Origin of the sequence: Collimonas rhizosphaerae (assembly GCF_038896935.1) — a bacterium.
Lineage (GTDB): Bacteria > Pseudomonadota > Gammaproteobacteria > Burkholderiales > Burkholderiaceae_D > Collimonas > Collimonas rhizosphaerae.
Genome location: NZ_JBANDC010000007.1, coordinates 133,902 through 155,518, shown reverse-complemented (window position 1 = coordinate 155,518; position 21,617 = coordinate 133,902). Strand labels below are relative to the sequence as shown.

Below are 21,617 nucleotides of genomic sequence, written 5' to 3'. Positions count from 1 at the left end.
GCCGGGATGGAAGCCTGCCGAAGATACATGCCATTTGTTACGGCCGAATGAATTTGGGCGTGGCGGAAAGAGGTGCGCACGGAACAATGATGCCGATCATGCCTTTGACAACTTGTCTTAGGACGGGTCACGGAAATAAAAAAAGCCTGTTTTCATGTGAAAACAGGCTTTCTGCATTGTCAGCGGAAGGTCGTCAATCGCGGATTTCCAGGGCGCGGTTCAGGCTCAATGCTGCCAGCGAGCAGGCCGCGCCCGACAGCAGGTAAAAGCTGACGTAAGCCAGGCCGAAATGGGCCGAAAGGCCAAGCGCCACCAGCGGTGCGAAACCGGCTCCCACCAGCCAGGACAGGTCGGAGGTGAGGGCGGCGCCGGTGTAACGGTATTTCGCCGGGAAGTTGGCGGTGACGGCGCCGGCGGCCTGGCCGTACGACAGGCCTAGCAGGATGAAGCCCAGCAGGATGAAGACGTTCTGGCCAAATTCGCCGCCGTTCATCAGGGTCGGCACAAAGGCGCTCAGCACCGCGATCAGCACCGCGCAGGCGCCGAGGGTGGTGCGGCGGCCGAGGCGGTCGGCGATCAGGCCGGAGGCGACTACGCCCAGCGCCATGAGTCCGGCGCCGATGACCTGGATGATCAGGAAGTCGCTCACGGAACGCATCGAATACAGGGTGATCCAGGACAGCGGGAACACCGTCACCAGATGGAACAGGGCGTAGCTGGCCAAGGCTGCCAAGGCGCCGATGATGACGTTGCGTCCTTGCGAGCGCGTCATTTCCAGGGCGTTGGTCGGCTCCAGTTCGCGTTCGTCGAGCAAGCGCGCATATTCCGGCGTCGATACCAGGCGCAGGCGGGCGAACAGGGCGACGACGTTGATGGCGAACGCCACATAGAACGGATAGCGCCAGCCCCAGTCAAGGAAGTCTTCGGTGGTCAGGTTCGACAGCAGGTAAGCAAACAGGCCGCCGGCGATCATGAAGCCTACCGGCGCTCCCAGCTGGCCCAGCATGGCGTACCAGCCGCGCCGGTTCTGCGGCGCATTCAGCGCCAGCAGCGAGGGCAGGCCGTCCCAGGAGCCGCCCAGCGCAATGCCTTGGCCGATGCGCAGCAGCGCCAGCAAGACGATGGCGTAGAATCCCAGGTGCTGGAAGGTTGGCAGGAAGGCAATCCCGGCCGTGGAGATGCCTAATATGAAGAGCGCTGCCGTCAATTTGACCTCGCGTCCGAGGCGGCGCTGGATCGCCATGAACAGGACCGTGCCGAACGGCCTTGCCAGAAAGGCAAAGGAGAAAATCACGAATGCGTAAAGCGTGCCTTCCAGCTGCTGCTCGAACGGGAAGAACACCGAGGGAAACACCAGCACCGAGGCCATGGCGTACACGAAAAAGTCGAAATATTCAGACGCTCGGCCGATTACTACGCCGATAGCTATCTCGCCGGGGGCGATAGAGTCTGGTTTAGCGTTTCGCGCATCACTGACGGTCGAGTGCGACGAGAAATCAGCGGAAACTTCGCCATTGTGGCTATGGGTGCTCGTCATCATAATTTTGTCTCTAGTGGGTTTCTGTCAATACTGGCCATGCCAACCGGCCGTGCCGAACCCTTCCTGAGTGTGCCGCTTCGCAAACCTGAAGCCTCATTATTTACGAAACAACACACTGGTAAGGGTAGGACAAAACGTCCAATCGCCAACGCATACCAGTCAGTGTACATTATCACAATCTGATAGCTTCGACGGTACTTTTACTCTATGGTTTCCCTCTTATCCCGGCGCGGATTGCTCCTCCTTCCCCTCATTTTGCTGGCTGGCTGCAATACGGTGGTGATGAATCCGTCAGGCGACATCGCTTCCCAGCAGGGCCGCCTCATCGTGGTTTCCACGATCCTGATGCTCTTGATCATCGTCCCGGTGATTGCGCTGACCATATGGTTTGCCTGGCGCTACCGCAAGAACAATACCGCCGCACGCTACGAACCCGACTGGGATCACTCGACCCAGCTGGAGCTGGTGATCTGGGGCGCGCCGCTGCTCATCATCATCGCGCTCGGCCTGCTGACCTGGATCAGCACCCACACCCTGGATCCTTACCGGCCGCTGTCGCGCCTCGATGCGAACCGCCCGATCCCCGCGGATACCAAGACACTGACGGTAGAAGTGGTGGCGCTGGACTGGAAATGGCTGTTCATCTACCCGGAACAAGGCATCGCCACCGTCAACGAACTGGCGGCGCCGGTCGACATGCCGATCCGCTTCAAGATCACTTCGTCGGCCATCATGAATTCCTTCTTCATTCCAGCACTGGCCGGCCAGATCTACGCCATGCCCGGCATGCAGACATCCCTCAATGCGGTGATCAACCGGCCGGGCGAATACGACGGCTTTTCGGCCAACTACAGCGGCGCCGGGTTCTCCGACATGAAGTTCAAGTTCCACGGCATGACCGCGGAAAATTTCGACAACTGGGTAAAAACCACCAAGGCCGCCAGCGCCAAGCTGGATCGGGCCGACTACCTGCAGCTTGAAAAACCGAGCGAGAAGGAACCGGTGCGTTACTACGGCGCTGTCGATCCAAGCCTGTACCACGCCATCCTCAACCGCTGCATCGAGCCGGGCCAGATGTGCATGGACCAGATGATGGCGGCCGACGGCGGCCACAGCATGGCTGGGCACCAGGCCAAAGACCATGAATAACCGTTTGCAGCAAGAGCCGGCAGTGTTCTGTTCTGCCAGCGGCGGCGCCGCAACATGCACGGTAGGCGCCGTGTTTCCCTTTTTTACCGGAAAGTAACGATGCTAGACCATATTGATCTGACCAAGCTGATCTTCGGCCGTCTCACCTGGGAAGCGATTCCCTATCACGAACCGATTCTTATCGCGACCTTCATCATGGTCGCCATCGGCGGCGCGGCCGTGCTTGGCGCGCTGACCTATTACAAGGTATGGGGCACCCTGTGGCGCGACTGGTTCACCAGCATCGACCACAAGAAGATCGGCATCATGTACGTGGTGCTGGGCCTGGTGATGCTGCTGCGCGGCTTTGCCGACGCCCTGATGATGCGCGCCCAGCAGGCGTTTGCCTTCGGCGATTCCGCCGGCTTCCTGCCGCCGCACCACTACGACCAGATCTTCACCGCGCACGGCGTCATCATGATCTTCTTCGTCGCCATGCCGCTGGTGACAGGCCTGATGAACTACGTGGTGCCGCTGCAGATCGGCGCGCGCGACGTGGCATTTCCTTTCCTGAACAATTTCAGCTTCTGGATGACGACCTTCGGCGGCATGCTGGTGATGGCTTCGCTGTTCGTCGGCGAGTTCGCCCGTACCGGCTGGCTGGCTTATCCACCGCTGTCGGGCATTCTTGCCAGTCCGGATGTGGGGGTCGACTACTACATATGGGCATTGCAGATTGCCGGGGTAGGGACGCTGCTGTCCGGCATCAACCTGATTGCAACCATCGTCAAGATGCGCGCGCCAGGCATGAACATGATGAAGATGCCGGTGTTTACCTGGACCGCCTTGTGCACCAACGTCCTGATCGTCGCCGCCTTCCCGGTGCTGACCGCGGTGCTCGGCATGCTGTCGCTGGACCGCATCTTCGGCACCAACTTCTTCACCAACGACATGGGCGGCAACGCCATGATGTACGTCAACCTGATCTGGATCTGGGGCCACCCGGAAGTCTACATCCTGATCCTGCCGGCGTTCGGCATCTTCTCTGAAGTGGTTTCGACGTTCAGCAGCAAGCGCCTGTTCGGCTACACCTCGATGGTTTACGCCACCGTGGTGATCACCATCCTGTCCTACCTGGTGTGGCTGCATCACTTCTTCACCATGGGCTCGGGAGCCAGCGTCAATTCCTTCTTCGGGATCACGACGATGATCATTTCGATCCCGACCGGCGCCAAGATTTTCAACTGGCTGTTCACCATGTACCGCGGCCGCATCCGTTTCGAGCTGCCCATGCTGTGGACCATCGGCTTCATGATCACCTTCGTCATCGGCGGCATGACCGGCGTGCTGCTGGCGGTGCCGCCGGCTGACTTCGTGCTGCACAACAGCCTGTTCCTGATCGCCCACTTCCATAACGTGATCATCGGCGGCGTCCTGTTCGGCATGTTTGCCGGCATCAACTACTGGTTCCCGAAAGCCTTCGGCTACAAGCTCGACGATTTCTGGGGCAAGTGCTGCTTCTGGTTCTGGACCATCGGTTTCTACGTCGCCTTCATGCCGCTCTACGTGCTGGGCCTGATGGGCGTGACGCGCCGCCTGGGCCACTTCGAAGATCCGTCGCTGCAGATCTGGTTCCAGATCGCCGCTTTCGGCGCCGTGCTGATCGCACTCGGCATCGCTTCCTTCATCGTGCAGCTGATCGTCAGCTTCCGCCGCCGCGAATCGCTGCGCGACACCACCGGCGATCCATGGGGCGCGCGCACGCTGGAGTGGTCGACTTCGTCGCCGCCGCCTGACTACAACTTTGCCTTCACGCCGGTGGTGCATGACAACGACGCCTGGACCGACATGAAGGCCAACGGCTACAGCCGTCCGCTGAAGGATTTTGTCGCTATCCACATGCCGAAGAACACGGCAGCCGGTTTCATCATCGCCGCGCTCAGCGCAGCCGTCGGCTTTGCCCTGATCTGGCACATGTGGCTGGTGGCCGGCCTCGGCTTCGCAGCGATGATGGCTGCGATCATCATCCACACCTTCAACTACAACCGCGATTTCCATATCTCGGCGGACCAGGTCGTCCGTACCGAGGGCGAACGCACACGATTGCTGGCTAGCCATGTCTGATATCACTATGAACCCCGCCGGCGCGGCTGATCCAAGCGCGCGCTTCTACACCCGCGAACATCACCCGGAGAACGGCACGCTGCTCGGTTTCTGGCTGTACCTGATGAGCGACTGCCTGATCTTCGCCTGCCTGTTCGCGACCTACGCCGTATTGGGCCGCAACTATGCAGGCGGCCCCACCGGCGCCGAACTGTTCGACCTGCCGCTGGTGGCGGTCAACACGTCGCTGCTGCTGCTGTCGTCGATCACCTACGGTTTCGCCATGCTGGAGATGCAGCGCAAGCGCCAGGGCGCAACGCTGGCCTGGCTGGCCGTCACCGGCATCCTCGGCGCCTGCTTCATCGGCTTCGAACTGTATGAATTCGCGCACTTGATCCACGAAGGCTACGGACCGCAACGCAGCGGCTTCCTGACTTCCTTCTTCGCCCTGGTGTCGACCCACGGCCTGCACGTCAGCTTCGGCATCGTCTGGCTGGTCACGCTGATGTTCCAGGTCAAGCGCCATGGGCTGACCGCTGAAAACGGCCGGCGCCTGATGTGCCTGTCGATGTTCTGGCACTTCCTGGACGTGGTCTGGATCGGCGTCTTCACCTTTGTCTATCTGATGGGAGTTTTGCCATGAGCGGCGGACATCAACAGCACCCGGCGCGCGTCGTCGCCCATGGCCACGACGATCACCACGGCCACACCCATGCCGACCACGGCAGCCTGAAGAGCTACACCACCGGCTTCGTGCTGGCGGTGATCCTGACGGCGATCCCGTTCTGGCTGGTGATGGGCAAGGTCTTCGACAAATCCAGCACCACCGGATTGGTGCTGCTCGGTTTCGCCGCGGTGCAGATCGTGGTGCACATGGTGTATTTCCTGCACATGAACACCAAATCCGAAGGCGGCTGGTCGATGCTGGCGCTGATCTTCACGATCATGCTGGTGTTCATCATGCTGAGCGGTTCTCTGTGGGTGATGTACCACCTGAACCACAACATGATGCCGGGCATGATGCCTGACACCACGGAAGTGGTGCCGGAATCGATGCAGGCGATGCCCGAGATGCCTGGGATGCCAAAAACGCACGACATGCAGCATATGCAACACATGCAATGAAACAGGCGCCGCGCGGCATGGTGACGGACAGTCAGGATGCGGCCCCGGCTGCGCCAAGGCCGCGCTCCACAACCGTGCTGCTGGCGCTGGCCATCTGCGCCGGGCTGGTGTTTGCCGGTTTCGCCGCGCTGGGCACCTGGCAGCTCAAGCGGCTGCAATGGAAGCTGGCCCTGATCGAACGGGTTGAACAGCGGGTGCACGCGCCCGCCGTGGCCGCTCCCGGCCCTGAACGCTGGCCGCAAGTCAATGCCGACGCCGATGAATATCGGCGCGTGCGTCTCAGCGGCACATTCCTCTACGCACTGACAGCCAGGGTCCAGGCTTCGACCGAACTCGGCGGCGGATTCTGGCTGCTGACGCCGCTGCGCAGCGTGGACGGCAGCGTGGTGCTGGTCAACCGCGGTTTTGTGCCGGCCAAGGCCGGCGCCGAACAGGACGGCCCCGATGTCGGTCCGGCCGAGGTAAGCGGACTGCTGCGCATGAGCGAGCCGGGCGGCGGTTTTCTGCGCCACAACGATCCGGCCGGCGACCGCTGGTTTTCGCGCGACGTGCAAGCGATAGCGGCGGCGCGCAACCTGTCGCCGGCGGCGCCTTATTTCATCGATGCGGACGCGGCGACAGCCGGCAGGGACACCGGCGGCAACCGCCCGGTCGGCGGCTTGACGGTGATTGCCTTTCACAATAACCATCTGGTTTATGCTCTCACTTGGTATGCTCTTGCCTTGATGGTGGCGGGCGCCTGTTTCTGGGTAGGGCGCGAGGAAAGGAACCTGCGCCGGCGTTATCGGCCGGGCGCCGGCGCCAATGCGGATGGTATCGACCGTGAAAGTGAAGATGGCAAGTAAAATTGATATTCTTGCAAATACAGAAGATTTGAAGCGGCGCTGGACGCTGGCGGCCGGCGTCGAAAACGCCGCCGGCCACAAGAACATGCTGCAATTGATCCAGCTGCGCTGGATCGCCGTGGTCGGCCAGATCACCACCATCGCCATCGTCATCGTCGGCTTCGGCATCCAGTTGCCGCTGCCGCACATGCTGAAGGTGCTGGCCTGCCTGGTAGCGTTCAACATCGCCAGCCACCTGCGCTGGCATGAGCGGCGCGTGGCGAGCAACGGCGAGCTGTTCCTGGCGCTGCTGGTCGACGTCGGCATCCTGACCGCCCAGCTGTACCTCAGCGGCGGCATCGGCAATCCCTTCGCCTTCCTGTTCCTGCTGCAGGTGATCCTCAGCGCCGTGCTGCTGGAAACCTGGTCGACCTGGACCATCGTCGCCGTCACCAGCGTCTGCCTGGCCGGCCTGTCGCTGTTTTGCGAGCCTCTGGCGCTGCCGCCGGACCATGGCAGCGGCTTGTCCAGCCTGTATGTGGAAGGCTTGCTGATCTGTTTTGTGCTGAATGCGGCCCTGTTGGTGTTCTTCGTTACCCGCATCGGCCGCAACCTGCGCGCCGGCGACGCCCAGCTGGCCGATTTGCGCCAGCGCGCGGCGGAGGAAGACCACATCGTGCGCATGGGGCTGCTGGCGTCCGGCGCCGCGCATGAGCTCGGCACGCCGCTGGCCACCTTGTCGGTGATCCTGGGCGACTGGCGGCGCATGCCGGAGTTCAGCACGAACAGCGAACTGCTGGAAGAAATCGGCGAGATGCAAGCCCAGCTGCAGCGCTGCAAGAGCATCGTCAGCGGCATCCTGCTGTCGGCCGGCGAGGCGCGCGGCGAGTCGTCCGTGAAAACCACCATCAGCACTTTCCTCAACGACCTGGCCAAGGAATGGTGCGCGACCCGGCCGATTGTCTCGTTTGCCTACGAAAACCGGATCGAGCAGGATATGCCGGTCGCCTTCGACTCGGCGCTGAAGCAGATGATCTGCAATGTGCTCGACAACGCGCTCGAAGCATCGCCGCAGTGGGTCAGCCTGGAAGCGACGCGGGAAGACGATGCGCTGACCCTGGTGGTGACCGATAGCGGCCCTGGTTTTGCGCCGGCGATGCTGGCGCACCTGGGCAAGCCTTACCAGTCGAGCAAGGGACGGCCAGGCAGCGGCCTGGGCCTGTTTTTCGTGGTTAACGTCGCCCGCAAGCTGGGCGGCACGGTAACCGCGCGCAACCGCGAGCAGGGTGGGGCGCTGGTCCAGCTCACGCTGCCGCTGGCGTCGATCAGCCTTGAAGGGGATGCCGGACATGGCAACTGACCGCCTGCTGCTGATCATCGAAGATGACGCCACTTTCGCGCGCACGCTGGGCCGTTCGTTCGAGCGCCGCGGCTATGCCGTATTGCTGGCGTCGAACCTGGACCAGGCCGCTGCGCTGCTGCGCCAGCATTCGCCCGGATATGCGGTAGTCGACCTCAAGCTGAACGACAGCACTTCCGGGCTGGCGTGCGTGCAGATGCTGCATAAGCACGATCCGGCCATGCTGATCGTGGTGCTGACCGGCTTCGCCAGCATCAACACGGCGGTGGAAGCAATCAAGCTTGGCGCCTGCCAGTACCTGGCCAAGCCTTCCAACACCGATGATATCGAAGCGGCTTTCGGCCATGTCGCCGGCGCCGCGGCGATTGAACTGAGCAACCGCTCGACCTCGATCAAGACGCTGGAATGGGAACGCATCCATGAAGTGCTGGTGGAAACCGGCTTCAATATTTCGGAAACGGCGCGGCGCCTGGGAATGCACCGGCGCACGCTGGCGCGCAAGCTGGAAAAACAGCGCATCAAATAACCATCGCCAATAAGCGGCGGCAATTACCACATATCGCCGTTTGCCGCCTCGCGGCTGTTTATGGCGTCGTTCCTTGTAAGTGGCGTCACATGATTAACACTATAAGCTGCATCCTCGTGCCCGGACCGGGCGGGGAGGCAATAGCGGCTGTTGAAACCAGCCATTTTCCATTTGCTTATGGGAGTTACCATCATGTCTGCCATCTTGACCCAGCGTCCTGTTGTCCAAGAAACCGAAATAGAAGCCATTCCTTTCCCGCTCACTTATCTGCGGCCGCGCCAACCCAAGACCTTCCACCATTCGATCGACGTTTACCTGAAAGATTCGAACGCCACCGGGAACATTTATTTCGCCCGGCATTTCGAATGGCAGGGGATTTGCCGCGAGCGCTGGTTTTTCGAGTGCATCTCCGCCGACATGCTGCAGTCGCTGGGCGTCTTCATCACGAAAGAGGCGCAGCAACAGTATGTCTGCGAGACATTCGCATTCCAGAAGATTGCGTGCGAAGTCAATACTTTCGCCATCAAGCAATGCTCGTTTTCGCTGGCGTTCCGGTTCCTGGTAGAGGGCAAGCTGGTGGCGACCGGCCAGCAGCAGATCGTTTTCGCCAACAAGGAGAAAAGGATTTCGCGGCTGCCGGAGCACATCCTTGAAAAGATCCGGCAATATGAAATCGAGATGGGAGAGTAACGGCGTAACGGGCTGTATCAGCCTGTCCTTGACCTAGGGACCATGCGGAGGAGAGGCAGCAGCCTCTTGCTCCGCCTGGCGCGGCGCCGGCGCCGCAAACAGATCGTCCGACGGGTGGTCCTCCACCATCGGGAATTCCAGGGTAAATGTCGTATATTGCCCGGCCACGGAATCGCACAGTATGCGTCCGCCGAACGACGCCATCACCCGATGGCAGAACGTGAGGCCGACCCCGGTGCCGCCGCTTTGCTTGGTGGTGAAGAAGCCGTCGAAAATGTTCGGCAGCGCCTCGCCCGTTATGCCAGTCCCGGTGTCGCTGAAATACATGCGGTTGACAGTCGGGCCGCGCGCCGTCGATATGCGGATTTCACCCTTGCCGGCCATCTTGATGGCGTACAGCGCATTTTTCAGCAGGTTGAACAGCACCAGTATCAGCAGCGTATCCGATCCGTAGAACCGGAATTCCTCGGCGTTGGCGACCACGATGCGCTCCCGGTCCTGGCGGTCATAGGTATAGCGGTCGACCGCTTCCGCCAGGCAGTGTCCTATGGCGTGCTGGCTGAAATTGGTCTTGTCGATCTGGTCCATCTTGATCGACGCCAGCATCATGTCCAGCACCGCATTAGTACGGTCCACTTCGTGCGTCAGCGTCTTCCCTATGGTGGCGAGATAGGTCATCGCGAACGGCGGCAGCGACGATTCGCACAGGTTGTTGGCGACCGCCAGCTCGTAGCTGTGCAGGAGCGTCGGGATATATTTGTTGATGCCTTGCGCCTGGTTGCGGATGGAGAGCAGCGGCGTGCGCATTTCGTGGGCCACGCTGGCGGCAATCGCCATGGGGTTGAACAGTCCGTACTTGACGATCGCCACCGTGATGATGCCAAGGCTGACGGCGATGAACAGCACGCCGGGCGGATAGAACTCGAAGCCGTAGTTGCACAGGTAATCGACCGCGGCAAAAAAATAAGTGAGGATGCCGGCGATGCACAGGCGCAGCCTGATGCGTTTGTTGGGCGGCGCATTTTTCTGCTGCAGGAAGGTGATATACAGGCCGCGGTTGACCACCACTACCGTCTGCAGTACATGGATGGGGTGGAGCAGTCCTGCCTTGGGGTAGTAGCCCCAGAAATATTGGTAGAAGCCGGAAATGAACAGGTCGCCGCCAACCAGGAAAAGCGCCAGGACCGAGGCGATCCCGTAAGACAGGTAAACCAGGTGGCGTTCCTTGGCGCGGTCCGAGACCTCGGTCAGGAAGTGGTACAGGCTGGTCGGCAGGAACAGGATCAGCAGGTAGCCGAACTTGATCAGGAACATCGCCAGGCCCGGTGTATGGACCTGGAACAGCACCGCCCAGGTTCCCTGCCAGAACGCGGAGATGATGCACAGCGCGGAAAAGCTGATGCCGATGCGGGTGAATCCCTGCGTGCAAAGTACGTACAAGCCGTAACCCAGGAAAACCGAGGCTACCAAGGCGGGTAATAATGAGTACATTGGCAATGTCAAAGGGTGGGTATCCGCGTGGTGGACCTGAACCAAGTTATCCATTATACAACTCACAATGCCGCATGGGGCCCGGCCGGTATTGAGAGCTGCAAATTACGCTGTTCCTCACCCAAACAATAAGTTGCAATAGGGCAATATATCACTCAAGTGCTGCGGATGGCGTTTTTACTGCCAATTATAACTACCGCTGCCGGACTGCTTCGATTCCAGGCTGCCCGGTAAACTGGAAAACAGGACAGCTTTGCAATTGCAGCCGGTTTCCAGTTTGACAGGGTAGCCTTCCTGCAATGAAAATGCCGTGGCAACTGATTCCATTCGCGCTGTCTTTTTTTCGTAGCGGGCACAGCGCGCCATTTTCTTGATTTTTCTTGGCGGAGATTAGATACATGGTCATTTTTCAGGCTCGGACGGTTTTACCGGTTGTCATCGCCAGCTGCCTGTTGTTGCCCGCGCATGCGTCGGAAGCGGAATATTCCATCGCTGTCGGCGATGCGAGGACCGGGTCATCCATCAGCAAAAGCCGTGCATCGCTTGGGATCGCCGTGGACGTCAATAAAAGCTGGGATGAGCTGTCGCCTAATGAGCAGTCGCTATGGCGGAAATTTGTCGATATCACCGATGAAAAGGTGATTCCCCCATTCCCGTCGCCAAACATTCGCAGCTTGTTGCGCAATTTGGGAGTGTCGCGAGGAGTCCGCATGGATAATTCGATGTCTCACAAAGAAGATGTGAAATTGATCGTGCATGTCGACGAAACCGGATCTGTCAGCGCCGTCGATATCCTTGGCGCCAAAAACAATGGGGAACTCATGCTGAGCGACGATCAAAAAATCCTGGCGTACACGGCAATCAAAGGGCTGCAGTCAACGCAGTTTTCTCCGGCAAGGCTGGATGGGGCGCCGGTAGCCTCGGCCTTTGCCTATCACATCGTACATACCACCAAGCGATAGCCCTTCACGGCGATAGCCAGCGGATGGCAAACCACGCCGAGCATCATGCCCGGCGTGGCCGACGCTTCGTTTGCGGCCGCAATGGACGGTAGCACAAAAATAATATTGCTATATGGAAATATTGAGCTAATCTTAACCATGCATGCGTATCAAGTCCGTGCATCAAGTCCGTGCATCAAGTTCCTGAATAAGCTTCTGGAAGGGCCAGGCGCAAGCGGGCCCGGTTTCTGAATTGTCCCTGGTAATCCATGGTTCCGAGACGAGGGGGAGCGACGATGAAAAAGCTGGGATTAGCCGATCTGATCCATCCGTTAGCGGTAGATACCTTCATGGCGCGCTATTGGCAGAAGAAACCTTACATAGGCCACGGTTCACCGCAGCGTTTCGCCGACATCGCCGCCATCCCGGAGCTGTCCAGCATCGATGCACTGCTGGAAGCCTGGCGCGGCGACGCCGACGCCTGGGCCCCGCGCGACACCAAGAACCCGCTGATCAACGCCACCGCGCGCCAGCTGCCCGCCTTCTATGAAAGCGGCTACACGCTGTACCTGAGCAAGGTGGAAGACCACGTGCCGGCGCTGGAACCGATTGCGCGTGCGCTCGAGCGCGACCTCGGCCTGCGCCAGGACGATGTCTATTTCGAAGCGTTCATTTCGCAAGGCACCGGCTCGACCTTCCATTTCGATCCCAACGTCACCATCAACATACAGCTGATCGGCAGCAAGCAGTGGAGCGTCGCCGCCAACCGGCATGTGGTCAACCCGCACGTCGGCTGGTCTGCCGGCGCGGCGGTCAACGAACACATGCAGCAATACGCGCGCCAGCCGTTTCCGACCCGCATGCCTGCCGGCTGCAAAAGCTTCGAGGCCAAGCCCGGCACCCTGGTTTACCTGCATCCGGGCTACTGGCATTGCACCCTCAACCACGAGCCGTCGCTATCCCTGCTGTTCACCATCAATCCGCCATCCTGGACCGACCTGCTGATGGAAGAAATCAAGGACCGGATGCTGAAGCACGACGCGGGCCGCGAACTGGCCTTCGGCCTCGGTTCCACCATGGGCCACGAAGAAAAACGGCAGCGCCTGCAAAACCTGATCGATGCCACCGGCGACGCTGTGGCGTCGCTGTCCGCCGCGGATTTGCTGGCCGACTGGGGCGGGGCGTTTACTGCTTCGTTTGAGCGGAACCCCGAGGTGGAATTCGAGATCGGCCGTGGCCGCGACGACGATGTGCTGGTCACCAAATCGGGCCGCAAGCGCGAGCGCAGCTTGCTGGCGCCGGACGCACGGCAAGTGCTGCAATGGATACGCGCGCGGAAAAAGCCTTTCCACGGCCACCAGGCGGTGCAGGCGCTGGACGCGGTGGCGACCGCGCGCATCGGCGAGATATTGGAACAGTTCGCCGAGATCGGCCTGATCCTGCGCCGCCAGCCTTGATCGCGGCGAGCGGCACGGCTATTTCAATTTTTTTGCCGGTTTGCTGCGCATTTCGGTGGTCCATTCCGGGCGCTGCCCCAGCACATCGAACAGCTCGACAATGATCGCCTTGACCTTCTGCACGGCATTGCTGAGCAGCTCGGTATCGTGCCAGCACAGCGACAGGTCGCGCAAGAACAGGGGATGGTCGACCTGCGCCAGCTTGAGCTTGCGCTCATCCAGTTCGACATGCGCAGCCGACCACGGCAGGATTGTGACGCCGAGCCTGGCGATCACCGCCGCGAACAGCAGCGCGGTGGAACTGGCCTCGAACAGCACCTCGCACGAGAGACCGGCTTCACGCAGCGCCCAATCGACCCGGCTGCGTATCGAGTTCGGCGCGCTGGGCAGGATCAGTGGCATGCGCGCCAGCTGGGCCAGTTTCACCGGCCCGGCCGGCAGCGCAAAATCCGGCCATGCAATCAGGTGCAGCACCTCGGTGACCAGCCGCTGCACCGCCACGCCGCGCGTTTCGACGGCATCGGCCACCACCGCGATTTCCACCCGGCCGTCGCCGATCAGGCCGCCCAGGTCTGCGCTCGGCGCTTCGATCAGTTCCAGCACGATGCCGGGATAGCGGTAGCGCACCAGGCGCGCCAGCGGCATCGCCAACACCCGCGCGGTGCTGGACGGCATGCCGACCGACACCTTGCCTTGCGGCAGTTCGGCGTCCTGGCGCAACAGCTCGCGCGTGCCGTCGGCTTGCCGCAGCAGCTCAGTCGCATGCCGGTACAGCGTCCGTCCGGCCGCCGTCGGCGCCACCCCGTGCACACTGCGTTCCAGCAGCTGCATGCCGAGATCCCGTTCCAGGTTGCGCATCTGCTGGCTGACCGCGGGCTGGGCGATATGCAGCAGTTCGCTGGCGTGCGTGACGTTGCCGCACTCGACCACCTTGACGAAATACCGCAGTTGCCGCAAGTCCATTTCATCTCCTCCTCAAGCGATTTATTCCATACGTTAATCCTATAGCGAGAGAGTAATAACATATTTTTAAATTATTTACCGTCTCCCTATACTGGCTCCACAAAAATGCGACGCAGGCCCGGCCAGGCAGTCCGGAATCGCGTCACCACGGCCGACACAGGTTGACAAGGAGACAGGAATGGTCAAGGCGATTGCACTACAGGAGCCGGGCGCCAAGCCCAGGCGCACACCATTGAGCCGCGAGCAGGTCGGCGGCTTTTGGGCGGTGTATGCGGGGTGGGTGATGGACGGGGTCGATTCCGTGATCTATGCCTTGGTGCTGATCCCGGCGCTGACCGAATTGCTGCCGGCGTCGGGTATTGCCGCCACGCCTGGCAACTTAGGCATGTACGGTTCCATCCTGTTTGCCTTGTTCCTGATCGGCTGGGGGCTGTCTTTCATATGGGGGCCGCTGGCCGACCGTTTTGGCCGGGTCAAGACCCTGGCCGCCAGCATCCTCATCTATTCAGTGTTTACCGGCGCCGCCGCGTTTGCCGACAATGTCTGGGCGCTGGCGGCGTTCCGCCTGATCGCCGGCATCGGCGTGGGCGGCGAGTGGGCGCTGGCAGGTACCTATGTGGCGGAAAGCTGGCCGGAGGACCGCCGCAAGATGGGCGCCGGCTACCTGCAGACTGGCTACTATGTCGGCTTTTTCATCGCCGCCTGGCTGAACTACACGGTCGGCGCTGCCTACGGCTGGCGCGCCATGTTCCTGTGCGGCCTGGCGCCGGCCTTGCTCGCAATCTTCACCGTGCTGCGTGTGAAGGAGCCGGGGCAGTGGCGCAAGGGCAGCCATAATTCGACCGCCATGGCCAGCGCGCGCAGCTCGTTGCGCGAACTGTTTGCCCCGGCCTACCTGCGCCGCACGCTGACCAGCGCCACGCTGGTGGGCGTAGCGATCATCGGTTTGTGGGCAGGTTCGGTCTATGAAGCCAGCGCGGTGGTTACGCTGGCCAAGCGGGCCGGCATCGACGGCGTCGGCGCCGTGCACCTGGCGTCGGTCGGCGCGGCGATCCTGTCGTTCGCTACCATCCTCGGCTGCCTGGCGGCGCCGTGGCTGGCCGAACGGCTGGGCCGGCGCATCGCGCTCGGCATCTATTTCGGCGGCATGGCGCTGTCCATCGTGTTTGCCTTCGGCTGGGTGTTCTACCTGCCGGACGGGCTCAACCTGTTCATGGCGTCGCTGCTGTTCCTGGGTTTCTTCGGCGGTAATTTCGCCATCTTCTCGCTGTGGCTGCCGGAACAGTACCCGACCCGGATACGAGCCACGGCGTTTGCCTTCAACGCTTCCGTCGGCCGTTTCCTCGGCGCCGGCGTGAACTTCCTGCTGGCCGCGGCGATTCAATGGCACGGCTCGCTCGGCCTGCCGATCGCCTGGACCGCGGCGGCTTTCGCGGCCGGCCTGCTGATCCTGCCTTTTGCAGTGGAAACCCGCCACCAGGCATTGCCCGGATAGCGCCGGCTGCGCCGTCATTCACCCGTCACCAGTCATCAGTTGGAGAAGCAGATGCAAGCATTAAAGGGAATCAAGGTAATCGACCTCAGCCGCGCGCTGTCCGGGCCGTTCTGCACGATGGCGCTGGCCGACCTCGGCGCCGACGTCATCAAGGTGGAGCAAGGGCCGGACGGCGACATGAGCCGCAACTGGGGGCCGTTCGACCGTGGCGTCAGCACTTATTACCTGTCCTGCAACCGCAACAAGCGCGGCATCTGCATCGACCTGCGCCAGCCGCAAGGGCTGGCCGCGCTGCAGCGGCTGATCGACGGCGCCGACGTAGTGATCGAGAATTTCAAGCCGGGCACGGTCGAGCGCATGGGCCTCGGTTTCGACGTGCTGAGCGCGCGCAATCCGCGCCTGGTGATGGGCAGCATCAACGCCTTCGGCGCCGACGGTCCGCTCAGCGGCTGGCCCGGTTTCGACCAGATCGCGCAAGGCTATTCGGGAATGATGAGCCTGACCGGTTTCGCTGACGGCGATCCGACCCGCACCGGCACCGCCATCGGCGACATGAGTTCCGGCATGTGGCTGGCGATGGCGGTGCTCGCCGCGCTGCTGGAACGGGAGCGCACGGGGCGCGGCCAGCATGTCGGCAGTTCGCTGCTGGCCAGCCTGGTGGGGCTGCTGAGCGTGCACGGCCAGCGCTACCTGAGCCTGGGCGAGATTCCCCAGCGCACCGGCAACGCCCATTCGGTGATCGCGCCCTACGGCGTGTTCGAGACCGCCGACGGTCCGCTCAACCTGGCGCCGATCACTGCCGGCATGTGGCTGCGCCTGTGCCAGCTGCTCGACCTGGCGGAGTTGCCGGACGATCCGCGTTTCGCCAGCAATGAGAAACGCGTGCTTCACCGCGATGCGTTGAAGGCCATACTGGAAGAGCGCCTGAAGACGCGCGGCAAACGGGAATGGAGCGAGCTGTTCATCGACGCCGGTTTGCCGGCGGGGCCGATCAATACTCTGGCCGAAGTGTTCGACGACCCGCAAGTGCAGCATTGCCGGCTGGTCGAAACGGTCGAGCATCCCACGCTAGGTGCATTGCGCCAGGTGGTCACGCCGGTGTCGGCCTATGGCGTGGGCGCGGCGCCGCCGGTTACCCACAGGGCGCCGCCCGGCCTCGGGGAGCACACGGTGGAAGCGTTGCGCGAAGCCGGTTTCGACGATGCGGCTATCGATGCCTTGCTGGCGGCAAACATCGTGTATCAAAACGAAGCCGGTCCGCCGCCGGCAACGGAACAATGTGTAGAGGTGGCGCAATGAACCAGGCACCGGATGGATCTTCGGCCACGGTCAGCGCCCACATCGTCGAAACGGGGATAGGCCAGGTTGTGTTCAGCAATCCTTCCCGTCGCCATGCGCTCAGCGCCGAGCTGCTGGGCGCGCTGGAGGCCCGCCTGGATGAGCTGGCGGCGCAACGGCTGCCGGTGATACTGCTTGGCAGCGGGATCGGGCAGGCGGTGTGGAGCGCCGGCCACGACCTGGGCGAACTTGCGCACGACCGCGATCCGCTTGCCTACGGCAAGCCGCTGGAGCGCGTGCTGCGCAGCGTGCGGGCTTATCCGGGCGTAGTTATCGCGATGATCTCGGGATCGGTGTGGGGCGGGGCGGTCGACCTGGCGATGAGCTGCGACCTGGTGGTGGCCGACCGCAGCGCGCGCTTCGCCATGACGCCGGCCAACATCGGCCTGCCGTATACCACCAGCGGGCTGCTGCGCTTTTTCCATAACCTGCCGATCCATGTGCTCAAGGAGATGTTCTTTTGCGCCCGGCCGCTGGAGGCCGAGCGCGCAGCCCATTTCGGCGTTGTCAACCGGCTGGTCGAGCAGGATCAGCTGCAAGCGACAGCGCTGGAGATGGCGCGCGGGATCGCCGCCAAGGCGCCGCTGGCGGTGCGGGCGGTAAAGGAGCAGCTGCGCATCCTGGAAGACCTGCAGCCGCTGCCGGTGCAGGCGCTGGAACAGATCGCCGAACTGCGGCGGCAAGCCTGCGCCAGCGAGGATTTCAGCGAGGGGCTGAGCGCTTTCGCCAGCCGCCGCCAGCCGTTGTTCCGAGGCGCCTGAACCAGCTGCAATGGTGGACGTTGATAAAAACACATCCCCCCCGCTCTTGTCATTGTCTTATCTCTGCCTTGCAAAGATCAAAAACCTTGAAAAATGAAAGCTATTTGCAAGGTTCGTGAGAGTATTGTCGACCGAAAATAATCATAATCAGGGAGACAATCATCATGAAGACGCTATTTGCGCTTCTTTTCCTGGCGTCCATGGCCAGCGCCGGAGCCCAGGAAAAGATCGTCATCGGACAGTCCGTGGAGTTATCGGGCGAAGCTACCGGCAAGGAAAACATGGAGGGCGCGTTGGCTTATTTCGGCTGGGTCAATGCGCAAGGCGGGGTGCATGGGCGCAAGATCGAGCTGAAATCCTATGACGACCAGCGCAAGCCGGAAACCACCAAACGCAATACCGAGAAGCTGCTGGCCCAGGATAACGCGCTGGCCTTGTTCGGCTACCGCAGCACGCCGACGGTGGAAGCCGTCCTGCCTTTGCTGCAGGTGGAGAAAGTACCGCTGATCGCGCCGTTTTCCGGCGGCCAAAGCCTGCACCGGCCATTCAATCCCTACCTGTTCAACCTGCGCGCCAGCTATCAGGACGAAACGGCGAAAATGGTGGAACTGTTCAGTTCCCTGGCGATCCGCAAGGTCGCGATCCTGTACCAGGACGACAGCTTCGGCCGCGACGGCCTGGCCGGTTTTGAGCGCAACCTGGCGACGCACAAGCTGAAGGCCCTGGTGACTGCCAGCTACGACCGCAAGGACCTGAAAATCGACAAGGCGGTCGACGCCATCATCGCCGGCAATCCGCAGGCCGTGCTGATGGCTTGCACGCCGTCGGCCTGCGCCGATTTTGTCAAGCAGGTCCACAAGAAAGGATTCCATCCCTCCTTCATGATGCTTTCCAATGTCAGTTCCGATACCTTCTTCGAGTCGCTGGGCGAGGATGGCCGAGGGGTGAGCGTGATGCAGGTGATGCCGTACCCGAAGAATTTCAGCGCCGGCGTGAGCCGCGAATTCCAGAGCGTCCTGAAAAGCATGCCGAAGCCTCCGCCGGCTTCTTATTCGGCATTCGAGGGTTTTGTGGCAGCGAAGCTGCTGACCGAGGGGCTGCGCCGCGCGGGCCCTAATCCGACCAGGCAAAAACTGATGGCGGCGCTGGAAACCATGCGCGATTTCGACCTGGGCGGAGTGCGGGTATCGTATACGCCGGACAATCATGACGGCTCGAAATTCGTGGAAATGATCATGATCGGCAAACACGGCGCGATTTTGCGTTAAGCCTTGCATCGGGCCTGGCGTTGAACCTTGCAATGAATACGATGGAAACATTCGACGACGACCTCAGGAATTTCGCAGCGCATGGCGCCGCGCCGCTGCCGGCGGCGGACGACCAGGGCCATGTGACCCGCGACGGCGCGCGCATCTGGTATGCGACCTACGGTTCCGGCCCGCCGGTGATCCTGCTGCACGGCGGCCTTGGCCACAGCGGCAACTGGGGTTACCAGCTGCCGATGCTGGTCGGCTCCGGCCGTAGCGTGGTGCTGATCGACAGCCGCGGCCACGGCCGCAGCACACGCGATTCACGGCCGTTCAGCTATGAGCTGATGGCGTCCGACGTATTGACCGTGATGAACGTCTTGCATATAAAGACAGCGCCGATAGTAGGCTGGAGCGACGGCGCCTGCACCGCACTGGTCCTCGCCATGCAAGCGCCGGCGCGCGTCGCCGGCGTGTTTTTCTTTGGCTGCAACATGGATCCGAGCGGCGTCAAGGAGTTCCAGGCGACGCCTGTCATCGACCGTTGCTTCAGCCGTCACGCCAAGGACTACGCCCAGCTATCGGCCACGCCGGACCAGTTCGCCGCGTTTGCCGATGCAGTGGGGCTGATGATGAAGACGCAACCCAATTATTCGGCGCGCGACCTGGCTGAAATCCAGGCGCCTGTCGCCGTCGTGCAAAGCGAGCATGATGAATTCATCAAAGCCGAACATGCCGCACATCTCAGCCGCAGCATTCCAGGAGCGGAGCTGATCGTGATGCCGGGCGTCAGCCATTTTGCGCCGCTGCAGCGGCCGCGGCAATTCAATGGTGTAATGCAGGCTTTCCTCGAGAAGGTTAGCGCACACCAGGAGCGATGACGATGCAGCAATCGAACTACCTGTTTTTCACCACCGGCTGCGAACAGGCGCTGGCCTTCTATACCGAATGCGGGCTGGGCCAGGTGACCGAAGTCATGTATCACGGCGCCGGCGGCATGCCGCTGAAGAACGAGGCGATGCGCGGCAAGATCATGCATTCCAGGTTCGAGGGACCGGGCGTCCTGTTTTATGCTTCAGACAATGACGACGCCGAACCCATGCGCGGCTCGGCGCACATCCTGATGACCGACAGCCGCGAGCAGACCGACCAGCTGTTCGCGCGTTTGAGCCAAGGCGCAAACGTCACCACGCCGCTTGGCATCCAGCCCTGGGGCGACTACTTCGGCAAGCTGACGGACCGCTTCGGGGTGCAGTGGATGCTTAACTGTCCGATTCGGAGCGATTAGGCGTTCAGCAACCGCCTCAGCGTCGCCACCGTATAGTCGATTTCCTGCGCGGTGGTATAGCGTCCCAATGAAAAGCGGATCGCGCTGCGCGCCAGCGCGTCCGGCCGTCCCAGGCTGGACAGCACATAGGATGGCGCGGCGTTGGCCGAATTGCAGGCGGAGCCGGCCGACACCGCGATGTCCAGCAGCTGCGCCGCGATAGGCGTGCTGCCTGGAATCTCAAAACTCAGGTTCAAATTGTGTGGCACGCGCTGCCGGCGGTCGCCGTTGAGCACGACTCCGGGGCAATCGCTCAAGCCCTCCCACAAGCGGTCCTGCAAGCTGCGTATCCTGGCGTTTTCGCTGTCCAGCAGCTGCGCCGCCAGGCTGAATGCTTCGCCCATGCCGACGATCTGGTGGGTAGCCAGGGTGCCGGAGCGCATGCCGTTCTCATGGCCGCCGCCGTCGATCTGGGCTTCCAGCTTCAGCGCCGGATCGTGGCGCACGAACAGCGCGCCTATCCCTTTCGGACCGTAGATCTTGTGCGCGCTGAACGACATCAGGTCGGCCTTCAGGCTGCGCAGGTCGATGGCGACCTTGCCGGCCGCTTGCGCCGCGTCGACGTGGAACACGATATCGCGCCCGGCGCAGATTTCTCCCAGCTCGGCAACCGGCTGGATCACGCCGATCTCGTTGTTGACCATCATGACGGAGGCGATGATGGTGTCGCTGCGCAGCGACGCCTTGAATGTTTCCAGGTCGAGCAGGCCGTTCGGCTGCGGCGCCAGGTAGGTGACTTCAAATCCTTCGCGTTCCAGCGTGCGCATGGTGTCCAGCACCGCCTTGTGCTCGGTGCTCATGGTCACCAGGTGGCGTCCGCGGCCGCTTTCGCGCAAGGCGTGGGCGGCGCCTTTCAGGGCCAGGTTGTTCGATTCGGTAGCGCCCGAAGTCCAGACGATTTCGCCGGGCTGGGCGCCTACCAGCGCGGCTACTTGCCTGCGCGCCCGTTCCACGGCCGCCCTGGCTTCCCAGCCGAACGCGTGCGAACTGCTGGCTGGATTGCCGAATTTTTCAGTCAGGTATTCGCACATCTTGGCCGCCACGGCCGGGTCGACTGGCGTGGTCGCTGAATAGTCGAGGTAGATGGGAAGCTGCGGCGTTGCTGTTTCTGCTACGGCGCGCGAGTTGCCGGGAACTGCGGTGGTACAGGCACTGGTTGCGGTCATGTCGGGAAATCCTGAGTTGGCATGGCGATACTTTACGCCTAATACGTTATTTGAAAAACAAATATTATTTCATTTTGATATGCGTTTATTGATATTTCTGGAGTTGTTTTTCGAAAAGCATCCAGAGATTTAAGT

21 protein-coding genes are annotated in these 21,617 nt (G+C 61.6%); 16 read left to right on the top strand and 5 right to left on the bottom strand.

Translation table 11 applies throughout. The annotated features are described in order from the left end of the window. Positions 1-193: 193 nt before the first annotated feature. Positions 194-1,537 (bottom strand): MFS transporter, encoded by a 1,344-nt coding sequence (locus V8G57_RS12065; RefSeq protein WP_342829696.1) that lies wholly within the window; start codon positions 1,535-1,537, stop codon positions 194-196. A 210-nt stretch (positions 1,538-1,747) separates the two neighbouring features. On the opposite strand from V8G57_RS12065, the gene cyoA reads away from it, so the two are divergent. The 8 genes from cyoA to V8G57_RS12025 all read left to right on the top strand — a co-directional run bounded on the left by cyoA (position 1,748) and on the right by V8G57_RS12025 (position 9,296). After that, on the top strand, positions 1,748-2,689 hold the full coding sequence (gene cyoA, locus V8G57_RS12060; protein ID WP_342829601.1) for a ubiquinol oxidase subunit II: 942 nt from the start codon (positions 1,748-1,750) through the stop codon (positions 2,687-2,689). A gap of 99 nt (positions 2,690-2,788) precedes the next feature. After that, on the top strand, positions 2,789-4,792 hold the full coding sequence (gene cyoB, locus V8G57_RS12055) for a cytochrome o ubiquinol oxidase subunit I (protein WP_092398620.1): 2,004 nt from the start codon (positions 2,789-2,791) through the stop codon (positions 4,790-4,792). Then, a complete protein-coding gene (cyoC, locus tag V8G57_RS12050; RefSeq protein WP_092398618.1) occupies positions 4,785-5,414 on the top strand; it encodes a cytochrome o ubiquinol oxidase subunit III in 630 nt (209 codons plus the stop codon). Before cyoB ends, cyoC begins: the two co-directional genes overlap by 8 nt. Continuing rightward, on the top strand, positions 5,411-5,896 hold the full coding sequence (cyoD, locus tag V8G57_RS12045) for a cytochrome o ubiquinol oxidase subunit IV (protein ID WP_092398616.1): 486 nt from the start codon (positions 5,411-5,413) through the stop codon (positions 5,894-5,896). Before cyoC ends, cyoD begins: the two co-directional genes overlap by 4 nt. Continuing rightward, entirely contained in the window at positions 5,893-6,741 is an 849-nt protein-coding gene (locus V8G57_RS12040) for an SURF1 family protein (protein WP_342829600.1), read from the top strand. Before cyoD ends, V8G57_RS12040 begins: the two co-directional genes overlap by 4 nt. Then, on the top strand, positions 6,731-8,080 hold the full coding sequence (locus tag V8G57_RS12035; RefSeq protein WP_342829599.1) for an ATP-binding protein: 1,350 nt from the start codon (positions 6,731-6,733) through the stop codon (positions 8,078-8,080). Before V8G57_RS12040 ends, V8G57_RS12035 begins: the two co-directional genes overlap by 11 nt. Further along, a complete protein-coding gene (locus tag V8G57_RS12030; RefSeq protein ID WP_092398784.1) occupies positions 8,070-8,606 on the top strand; it encodes a response regulator transcription factor in 537 nt (178 codons plus the stop codon). Before V8G57_RS12035 ends, V8G57_RS12030 begins: the two co-directional genes overlap by 11 nt. Positions 8,607-8,798: 192 nt before the next feature. Further along, entirely contained in the window at positions 8,799-9,296 is a 498-nt protein-coding gene (locus V8G57_RS12025) for an acyl-CoA thioesterase (RefSeq protein WP_254785106.1), read from the top strand. Between the two features lie 33 nt (positions 9,297-9,329). Here V8G57_RS12025 and V8G57_RS12020 read toward each other — a convergent pair whose 3' ends face one another. Together V8G57_RS12020 and V8G57_RS12015 are read right to left on the bottom strand one after the other, a co-directional pair. Next, entirely contained in the window at positions 9,330-10,787 is a 1,458-nt protein-coding gene (locus V8G57_RS12020; RefSeq protein WP_342829597.1) for a sensor histidine kinase, read from the bottom strand. 193 nt (positions 10,788-10,980) lie between these two features. Continuing rightward, positions 10,981-11,187: a hypothetical protein gene (locus V8G57_RS12015; protein ID WP_139220073.1), complete on the bottom strand. Its 207-nt coding sequence runs from the start codon at positions 11,185-11,187 to the stop codon at positions 10,981-10,983. On the opposite strand from V8G57_RS12015, the gene V8G57_RS12010 reads away from it, so the two are divergent. Together V8G57_RS12010 and V8G57_RS12005 are read left to right on the top strand one after the other, a co-directional pair. Next, positions 11,186-11,749 carry an energy transducer TonB gene (locus V8G57_RS12010; RefSeq protein WP_092398609.1) on the top strand — a complete coding sequence of 188 codons (564 nt, stop codon included), beginning with the start codon at positions 11,186-11,188 and terminating at the stop codon, positions 11,747-11,749. The two genes, V8G57_RS12015 and V8G57_RS12010, sit on opposite strands and share 2 nt — an antisense overlap. A gap of 275 nt (positions 11,750-12,024) precedes the next feature. Next, a complete protein-coding gene (locus V8G57_RS12005; protein ID WP_342829595.1) occupies positions 12,025-13,185 on the top strand; it encodes a JmjC domain-containing protein in 1,161 nt (386 codons plus the stop codon). 18 nt (positions 13,186-13,203) lie between these two features. On the opposite strand, the gene V8G57_RS12000 is transcribed toward V8G57_RS12005, so the two are convergent. Continuing rightward, complete coding sequence (locus tag V8G57_RS12000) at positions 13,204-14,148, bottom strand: LysR substrate-binding domain-containing protein (protein ID WP_342829593.1); 945 nt, start codon at positions 14,146-14,148, stop codon at positions 13,204-13,206. Between the two features lie 178 nt (positions 14,149-14,326). Between V8G57_RS12000 and V8G57_RS11995 the strand changes: the two genes are divergently transcribed. From V8G57_RS11995 to V8G57_RS11970, 6 genes are all read left to right on the top strand, one after another. Further along, on the top strand, positions 14,327-15,643 hold the full coding sequence (locus V8G57_RS11995; protein WP_342829592.1) for an MFS transporter: 1,317 nt from the start codon (positions 14,327-14,329) through the stop codon (positions 15,641-15,643). A gap of 51 nt (positions 15,644-15,694) precedes the next feature. Beyond that, positions 15,695-16,942 carry a CaiB/BaiF CoA transferase family protein gene (locus V8G57_RS11990; protein WP_342829591.1) on the top strand — a complete coding sequence of 416 codons (1,248 nt, stop codon included), beginning with the start codon at positions 15,695-15,697 and terminating at the stop codon, positions 16,940-16,942. Further along, the gene (scpB, locus tag V8G57_RS11985; RefSeq protein ID WP_342829590.1) at positions 16,939-17,742 is read left to right on the top strand and encodes a methylmalonyl-CoA decarboxylase; all 804 of its coding nucleotides are present in this window, start codon (positions 16,939-16,941) and stop codon (positions 17,740-17,742) included. The genes V8G57_RS11990 and scpB overlap by 4 nt, the downstream gene beginning before the upstream one ends. A gap of 164 nt (positions 17,743-17,906) precedes the next feature. Continuing rightward, positions 17,907-19,010 carry an ABC transporter substrate-binding protein gene (locus V8G57_RS11980; protein WP_342829589.1) on the top strand — a complete coding sequence of 368 codons (1,104 nt, stop codon included), beginning with the start codon at positions 17,907-17,909 and terminating at the stop codon, positions 19,008-19,010. A gap of 41 nt (positions 19,011-19,051) precedes the next feature. Beyond that, a complete protein-coding gene (locus tag V8G57_RS11975) occupies positions 19,052-19,870 on the top strand; it encodes an alpha/beta fold hydrolase (RefSeq protein WP_342829695.1) in 819 nt (272 codons plus the stop codon). 2 nt (positions 19,871-19,872) lie between these two features. Next, a complete protein-coding gene (locus tag V8G57_RS11970) occupies positions 19,873-20,277 on the top strand; it encodes a VOC family protein (protein WP_342829588.1) in 405 nt (134 codons plus the stop codon). Here V8G57_RS11970 and V8G57_RS11965 read toward each other — a convergent pair. Further along, positions 20,274-21,482: an IscS subfamily cysteine desulfurase gene (locus V8G57_RS11965; protein WP_342829587.1), complete on the bottom strand. Its 1,209-nt coding sequence runs from the start codon at positions 21,480-21,482 to the stop codon at positions 20,274-20,276. The two genes, V8G57_RS11970 and V8G57_RS11965, sit on opposite strands and share 4 nt — an antisense overlap. Between the last annotated feature and the right edge of the window lie 135 nt (positions 21,483-21,617).